We start from the raw sequence: 6768 nt of genomic DNA on the forward strand, positions 1-6768 counted from the left end.
GCATCTCTTCACCTCAATCATTACATCATTTCTTAGCTTCTTGATGCAGTCGCTCATGGGGGAAACCCCCAAGACCGCGCTGCATCGCTAATTCGCCTTGGTCAGTAGAAGAACTAGAAAACAGAAGACTAACGATAACTTTTGAAGCATTAAAAGCCCAAAAAATTATAGTAGTAATTGATGAAACAGGAGATAGAAAGAAGGGGAGAAAAACAGATTATGTTGCTCGACAATACTTGGGAAGTGTCGGTAAAGTTGACAGTGGAATAGTGTCAGTAAATGCTTACGGTATTTATGAGAATATAACCTTTCCACTAATCTTTAAAGTATTTAAACCCAAAGGAACATTAAAGCCAGGAGATAAATATCAAACCAAGATTGAATTGGCATCATCAATTATTGCAGAGTTAGTTGAATTTGGTTTTCATATCGAGTTAGTTTTAGCAGATAGTTTATACGGGGAAGCCAGTTAATTTATAGCTACTTTAGACAAACATAAAATACCTTGGGTGCTGGCAATTAGAAATAATCACGGAGTCTGGATGCCAAGTAATCAAAAGGTAAGAGCTAATCCTAAAGGACTAGCTTCGCGTCGTAAATGGTATAAATTTGAGCGTATCTTTAGTAATCAAAAATCAGAAACTAGATATATTCGAGAAATTGTTTTTGGCAAAAGAAGCTACAGAACTTATTGGGAAATAACGACAGACACCGAAACTATGCCAGAGAATTCAACTTCTTTTGTCATGACAAATCTTCAAAAGACTAGAAGTAAAATGAAAAAGATTCTGGGGAATTTATATGGATTAAGAACATGGGTTGAATATGGCTTTCGACAATGCAAACAAGAGTTGGGCTGGACTGATTACCGATTCACTAATTTTGCTGAAATAAATAAATGGTGGGAAATCATTTTTTGTGCCTACTTAATGATTAGTTTAAATACTCAAGTTTTTTTATCTTTAAACTCCTCTAGCCTGACTAAAACTGAAGCATCTCAAGAACCATTTCAAACCAATATTGATGGGACTTCTCATCCACAATGGAATCATCAAATAGGATGGAAGAATGTTCTAAATAATGTCCGTCTTCTGATTCAACCAAGCATTCTTTTATGGTTGATTTTTCCCTGGCTAGAGATATTTCCTAATTCTTCTTTATTGCTAGGATTACATAACTTAATTGACCGCATCAATCAATTTCCAACACTGCCTCTTTCTGGATAAATCACCTTATTTCCTACTCTTTGAATTCGGAGAGTGACAGAAGAGGGATATAATCGGGAAAATAAGAATGTTTCTCCGATTTTTATCCTCGGTTTCTTCTGTATTTTTATCGACAAAGTTTTTCTGGTTCGAGTCACGATCATTTTAAACAGAGCGATTACCAAGGCTCTGTTTCAAGATAATAATTCTGCAAAGCAATTCGTTCGTCTCTCTCTGCATTAAATTTAGCTTCCCATAAACTAGAATTTATAGCTTCTCTGAGAAGAGCCAATCTCTTTTTATAATTTTTGTAAGGTTTACGGCATCTGTTTCTGCGCCAAGCTCTTTTACTCATACTAGAGCGTTCGAGTGAGATAAGTAATTGCATTTGTTGTTTTTCTTCATACAATTCGATTACAGTTTTTCCGCTTAATTCCTCCATTTCTGGCTCTATTTTTGGTTTACGAGCCAATTTTAAAAAAGACAAATGTAACCCTTCTAAAGCTCTTTCTACAACAGGATCTTTAGTCCAAGAAACCAGTTTTTCTGACGAATCAATCATCATTTTCTCTCTCCTTTTTATTTGATTGACCTTATTTAATTGATTGACATCCTTGATAATTTTAATTATTTCATAGTCTTTCTTGATTACCTGGTTCATTTTTTGCCCTAAGTTTTAAGAAACGAAACCACACGGCGGTTTGAGATAAAACTGTTATGAACATAATTAAAGAGGTATATAAATACCAATTTTGTTGTTCGACCATGGCACAGTTGTAAACTCGCTCTTTGAGGGGCATTTTTTGACGATGACCGCAACTACTACATAATTGACTACTGGGAAAGAATCTATCCGCTAAGGTTAAACTCGAACCATAACGAGCGCATTTATATTCTGTTTGAGTTCTAATAGTTCCGAAAGCTGCATCGCTCAAAGCTCTACTCAGATGCCGATTTTTAATTAGTCCTGTGACATTCAAATCCTCCATAATTACTTGCGCGTGGTTTTTGCTTAGGTAACTAGTCAGATGATGATGATGCCTCTGACGACTACTGGCATTTTCTCGGACAATATGAATAGTTCTTTTGTTTTACGCTCGGAATTAAAACCTGTGTTTTGGCTCTAGTCAATGCCGTATACTGTAATTTTTGGCGATCACGCAGTGGCAGGCTTCGCCTGATCGCTACACCCTCTCATGTCCGCAACATCCAAAAATACATAATCAATGGTACTGCCTTGTGCTTTGTGTGTCGTTAAACTGTAAGCATAACCTACATCATCAAACATTCTCGACAGGTCATAGTAATTCTGCCATTGTTTAACCTGCGCCAAATACTTCACCTGTTTGGTGTATAACTCAAAACTTTCATTATGAAGTATCGAAAGGGGTTGCTCTTTTCCACAATCGGGTTTAACCATCACTTTCCAATACTTATATATTTGACCGAGAAATAGTAATTCACACTCTTCTCCAAAGTCAATTACTTGGGCTTCTTCGGAATTATTCAGGGCAATTCTCCACTTGTTCTTGCCTTTTTGCCCTGGAGATGCTCTAAATAGGGGTCTTCTGGCTATTAACCTATCTCCTGGCACATAATCGGGTGCATTTTTACCCCATAACTGACTACGAACAAACTTGTTTAAAGATTCTACCGTTTGGTTTCTCCAAGCCAAAAACCTCACGTAATCTGGATTGAGCTTGAATTGTGACGACTCAAAAAGTGCGATCGCTCTATTCAACCATTCTTTCTGAGATAAACAAACAATCGTGCGATCACGCAGTGGCAGCCCTTCGGGCTGATCGCTTGTCGTGGTAAATGGATAAAGAATACGAGAATACTGGGGATTGCTGCGGATTTCTTGGGCAACTTCTGCGATTGCTCCATCGTAACGAACTACTTGAGTTAAAGTCGCTGATTGTTGAATTTCATCACTGGTGCTGACAATCGGTTCTCTTTCTTTTACTGGAGGTAATTGTGCCGAATCTCCCACAAAGACTGCCTTTGAGAGTAGAGAGCTTTTTACCTCCGAAGCGATCGCGCTATAATTATCTCGATTGAGCATGGAAAATTCATCAATGATAATGATTCCATAACCCGACCAGTCCAATTCTTCTTGGCTTAAGAAAACTTCTCTTCCCGTCTCTTCATCAAGTACTGGTTGCTGTCCTAATAGTTGAGCTACTGTTTTTACGGACAGATTAAGACCTGAATTTTCGGCAATCTGAGAGAGATTCTTAGCTGCTTTATTGGTGGGAGTTGCTGCGACAAAGTTAATTCCCTCACTAACTAACCACTGGATATAATAAGTTATCAGAACGGTTTTTCCCGTTCCTGCAAATCCTGTCAGTCTGAAGAATTTCTCTTGAGTTTGGGTAAACTCAATAAGTTGAGATAGTGCCGTTTCTTGGTCTGGAGTTAGATGAACTTCGCCCTTGTTTGAGAGAACAACAGTAGTCAGAGTTAAGGGTGAATCATGAATCGCTATGGCGTGACTCCTGGTTTTGGAGTGGCTCAACAACTGAGCCTGCTCTTCCTGAAAAGAGATTTCTCTTGGTGATAAAGCGGAGTATTCGCTTCTTAAAATTAACTCCACCGTAACCAGCTTGTTGGTCACCTCAAAAAAAGCGGATTGAAGATGAGGAATTCGACCCCGATTCTTTTCAATCAAGGCTCTGGTTCTCAAGGCAACCACCGCCTGGTTTTCTTGGAAATCTAAGAGTTGCCCATGTTGTTGGAACAAAGCTTTTGTCATTGGTGGGCTGAGAGAGTCTAGCACCAACGACCATAATTGTCTTAATTTCTTGAGATGGTCATTTTCCCCCATTCGCTGCACCCCACGTCTAGAGATTCGCTTTCTTGTTGATCCGCAAGTCCTCAAACTGAAATAGCGATCGCTCTGTCCTTTATTATACTCAACTATCAACTCTACCGTCGCCTTTTTTGTCGAGATTTTTCAGATAATCCCAAAACTCCAATAATTCTTCATCTGTCAAATGTAATCTACTTTTTTTGTTGTATCTCTCCATTAAGTACTGCCGACCCTGTTCTTTACTCCATCCCAATCGTTTCATTTCATGGTCTATTGACTCAATTATCTCTGATAATCGGTATTCAACTATTTCCCCTCTTGGGGTAGGCTCTGGCCCCTTAAACAAATTTCCTTGGGTTGAGTTTTCAATTAGAGTCAGCTGCTGCTTTTCAGAGATGCTTAAATAATTCTCTCTCAGCCAGTTAATTTCTGGTTCACTCGCTTTGTTGTCAGCCAGTAACTTAATTAAGTCGTTCTTTGTACTACAATCTAAGACCCGCTCTTTTACTTTGTTAGCGCGGTTCAAAAGAGTATAGGTGTCGTTACTATTGTATGGATATGTTTTCCAATTTATTTCACTGGGGACAACCGAGGTGACAGCGAAGGTGACAACCTCTGGGACAGCGGAAACCTTTTGCTGTATGGGGATAGTGACAGGGGTGACAACTTGAGAGGAATTATTTGAAGTATTTTTATTTTCAACCGAATCAGGTAATGTGACAGTTGTCAGATTGTGAGGGGCTGTGGTCGGAGGTTGCCTCCGACCTTTATAAGCCCCGTCACAGTTATCAGAGAGGTTTATATTAGTTGACTCAACAGGTCGGTTGGATATGCTCTCTAGCCGAGAGCATCCCCCGACCTCAAAGTTTGAATAAAGGTTGTCACCTAGCTCACTTCCCTTATTTGATGAGGGTTTTGGGTTGTCACCTTGGTTGTCCCCCTGGTTGTCACTCCTGTTGTCACCACTCATCGAACCCTCAAGAATTTCCTCTACTGTTAATTGAGTATCACTCCGCTCACGCAGTTTTAATCCCTTGATGACCCTCACTGTTTTCCCTGATATCTTGACTCTCGCTTTTTCGGTTAACCATCCCAAGGTTCGATTTGTTAGTTCTAGCAACTCGCACGAGAAGTTCTGAGGGGATTTTGCCGACCTTTTAGTTTGTTGACAATAAAGTGCGTAACTGCCATAGAGAGTAGAACAAGTCGCATCATAATCCTCTCCTACTTTCCACTCTCCTGCATTACTGCCAATTGGCACACTACCTGTACTATCTTGTATTACCCATTCATTCACCCAAGCTGCCAGCCCTTCACTCCTTATTTGAGACTCCCATACTGTTGTTGAAAGAGAGCGATCGCCTATCCCTTTCAACACTGCTTCTATTCTCGTCTCTGGGATACTTAACAAATAAGAGGTAAATGCTCCAAGTTCTCCTTCAAACTCTTTCATCAAGTCCCGCTTCTTATGGTTGGGACATTGATAATCAAAAGGAATCATGCTTACTCGACGGGTCAACCACGAACCTAAATTAGTGTGGAAGATGGGGAAGTTTGAGGTTACTACTGTCAACCCGCCAAATACATACTCAAAACCATTCTCAAACAGTCTTCTACCAGACAACCTATCTTGACCCGTTAGTCGCTTAAAGTTACTCATCTTCTTGGGTGCTTTATCCTGATCTGGCAGTACTACCAACCTTTTGCCGAAAATACGAGCTATTTCGTGTTTATCCTCTAATTCCCCCAAATTCATCGTAGCTGTGTTAGATTCTCCTACCAGAGCCGTTAGTAGCGTGGTAAAGGTACTTTTCCCACTACCTCCTCCACCAATCAGATGTAGGAATTTCTGTAGATCATTCCTCCCTCTTAAGACCGCAGCAGCAAAACAAAGTAATAATTCTTTATATTCAGAGTTTCCTTTGGTGGCTTCATTCATCCAAGTATCTATTTTTGTCCAACCTGCTTCTACTACCGTATAGTCTCTTGGCAATTGCACGTAAATCTAAAATCAGGATTGTGTTCGTGTAACTTATTTGTCGCTAACTCTAATACTCCATTCTTAAAGGGCAACCAGTCAGTAGAAGATTTTTCATCCCACTTCCTAATAAATAATTCTCTTTTTAAAGTGCCGATGATATTCTCAACATAAGCGTTAGTACCATATCCCTTGATATTCCGAGCCTTTAAAATGGCGTGTATTTCGGCTGCTAAGTAATCTTTACTAACAAGAGTCCAAATCCCTTCTGTTTCTAAGCTGTAGGTCAACCAGGTTTTTAACTCGTCACAATATACCCAGCGTTCGCTATATTGCTCCGCTATCTCTACACCAACAATGTCTGCTTTGGGTATTTTGTTTCCCCCGACAGTGGTGAACGCATCTTCTCCGTATTTAGAGTACCAATCATCAAAGCAGTAGGCTTGGCTTAATAATTGTTTACGAAATTCTTCAATACCTTGATTTTTGATGAAATCATCCACGCCTTTGCCGTCACTTTCGTCCCATTCTGGTAAAGAATATACAGGTACATTATACTTCTGTATCTGACGGGCTAGTTTGATTAATGCCTGTTTAACTGGCTTCTTCGTATAGGTATCTGCGTCAAAGGCAAAGATAAATCCAAATCCTTCCTTTGCAAATCTTTCTAACTCAGGAACTAAATAACGTTTTCCTTGGGGGTCATCCTTACTAGATGTTAACCCCATCTCTACTCCTAATAAGGCAAGAGTGGGAAGCTCGTGTGAACATAA

The 6768-nt window shown here is 39.7% G+C and carries 4 protein-coding genes and 2 pseudogenes; 1 reads left to right on the forward strand and 5 read right to left on the reverse strand.

Annotated elements, in window-relative coordinates:
• A pseudogene (locus tag H1P_RS29580) lies at positions 1-1226 on the forward strand (IS701 family transposase); the annotation flags it as partial.
• Between the two features lie 157 nt (positions 1227-1383).
• Here the strand turns inward: H1P_RS29580 and H1P_RS29585 are convergent.
• The 5 genes and pseudogenes from H1P_RS29585 to H1P_RS29605 all read right to left on the reverse strand — a co-directional run.
• Positions 1384-1770, reverse strand: a complete 387-nt coding sequence (locus tag H1P_RS29585) for a hypothetical protein (protein ID WP_144874499.1) — start codon at positions 1768-1770, stop codon at positions 1384-1386.
• A gap of 67 nt (positions 1771-1837) precedes the next feature.
• Positions 1838-2194: a zinc ribbon domain-containing protein gene (locus H1P_RS29590; RefSeq protein ID WP_144874501.1), complete on the reverse strand. Its 357-nt coding sequence runs from the start codon at positions 2192-2194 to the stop codon at positions 1838-1840.
• Between the two features lie 170 nt (positions 2195-2364).
• Positions 2365-4032 (reverse strand): annotated as a pseudogene (locus tag H1P_RS29595) (ATP-dependent DNA helicase); the annotation flags it as partial.
• An 88-nt stretch (positions 4033-4120) separates the two neighbouring features.
• Positions 4121-6016: a DNA primase family protein gene (locus H1P_RS29600; RefSeq protein WP_144874503.1), complete on the reverse strand. Its 1896-nt coding sequence runs from the start codon at positions 6014-6016 to the stop codon at positions 4121-4123.
• Positions 5989-6768: DUF3854 domain-containing protein (locus H1P_RS29605; protein ID WP_144874505.1), on the reverse strand; the 780-nt coding region annotated here is incomplete at its 5' end. The genes H1P_RS29600 and H1P_RS29605, both read right to left, overlap by 28 nt.

Source organism: Hyella patelloides LEGE 07179 (genome assembly GCF_900659865.1).
In the GTDB taxonomy this organism is placed as follows: Bacteria; Cyanobacteriota; Cyanobacteriia; order Cyanobacteriales; family Xenococcaceae; genus Hyella; species Hyella patelloides.

What these genes read in the sequence shown, in the direction of transcription:
- H1P_RS29590 (WP_144874501.1), bottom strand. Translation starts at nt 2,194, where the DNA reads ATGGAGGATTTGAATGTCACAGGACTAATTAAAAATCGGCATCTGAGT.
- H1P_RS29585 (WP_144874499.1), bottom strand. Translation starts at nt 1,770, where the DNA reads ATGATGATTGATTCGTCAGAAAAACTGGTTTCTTGGACTAAAGATCCT.